General features: G+C 58.9%; 1 protein-coding gene. It reads left to right on the forward strand.

Going from position 1 to position 1,226, the window contains the following annotated elements; all coding sequences use genetic code 11:
- Nucleotides 1-265: 265 nt before the first annotated feature.
- Nucleotides 266-1,226 (forward strand): oxalyl-CoA decarboxylase (gene oxc, locus AC1D1P_RS23755; RefSeq protein ID WP_477674705.1); only part of this gene is annotated, 961 nt, incomplete at its 3' end.

Consider the following 1,226-nt stretch of genomic DNA (forward strand, 5'->3'; position numbering starts at 1 on the left):
CGTAATTCCCTTCAGAACTATGTTCTGTGCCAGCTGAACACGAATGACATTTCTATCTGGATGGTTTTGTATGGACAACATGGGTTGGGAGGGTGCGGAACTGACACGTTTGTGCGGTCCAAATACAGAGAAAGTTGACCTCGGTCAAGGGTGAAACCTGAATCAATTCCTATGATAACCCGACGATGCAAATGACCCTCGTGCATGCCAATGGACAGCCAGGCCTGCTCAATTTTTACCCAAGTCAAACGAAGAGACATTTCAAATGACAAAAGACACCCAATCCGGAGAGCAGACAGATGGATTTCACCTGCTGATCGACGCGCTCAAGCTCAACGGCATTGACACGATCTTCGGCTTGCCCGGCATTCCCATCACTGACCTGACGCGCAAGGCGCAGGCTGAGGGCATCCGCATGATTTCGTTCCGCCACGAGCAGCATGCCGGTAATGCCGCCGCGGCTGCCGGCTTCCTGACGCAAAAGCCCGGCATTTGCCTGACGGTGTCGGCGCCCGGTTTCCTCAACGGGCTCACAGCATTGGCGAACGCAACGACCAACTGCTTCCCGATGATCCTGATCAGCGGCTCAAGCGAGCGCGAGATTGTGGATCTTCAGCAGGGCGACTACGAAGAAATGGACCAGCTGGCAATTGCCAAGCCATTGTGCAAAGCAGCATTTCGCGTCCTCCACGCCGAAGACATTGGCGTCGGTATCGCGCGCGCCATCCGCTCGGCGCTGTCCGGCCGCCCTGGCGGTGTCTACCTCGACCTGCCGGCCAAACTGTTCGGGCAGACCATGGATGCTGCAGCCGGCAAAAAGTCGCTCATCGAAGTTGTGGACCCCGCTCCCCGCCAGATCCCGGCGCCCGATTCGGTCAAACGCGCGCTCGACCTGCTCAAAGGTGCCAAACGGCCGCTGATCGTGCTGGGCAAAGGCGCAGCCTACGCACAGTGCGACGCCGAAATCCGTGCCCTGATCGAAAAAACCGGCATTCCCTACCTGCCCATGTCGATGGCCAAAGGCCTGCTACCCGATACGCACGCCCAGTCGGCATCCGCCACCCGTTCCCATGTACTGGCAGAAGCCGACGTGGTGATGCTGGTCGGCGCGCGCCTGAACTGGCTGCTGTCGCACGGCAAAGGCAAGACCTGGGGCGGCCCGAACGCCGACACCCGGCAGTTCATCCAGATCGACATCTCGCCGACCGAGATGGACAGCAACGTAC

The sequence above is a fragment of the Polaromonas sp. P1_E1_2 genome, assembly GCF_056406035.1.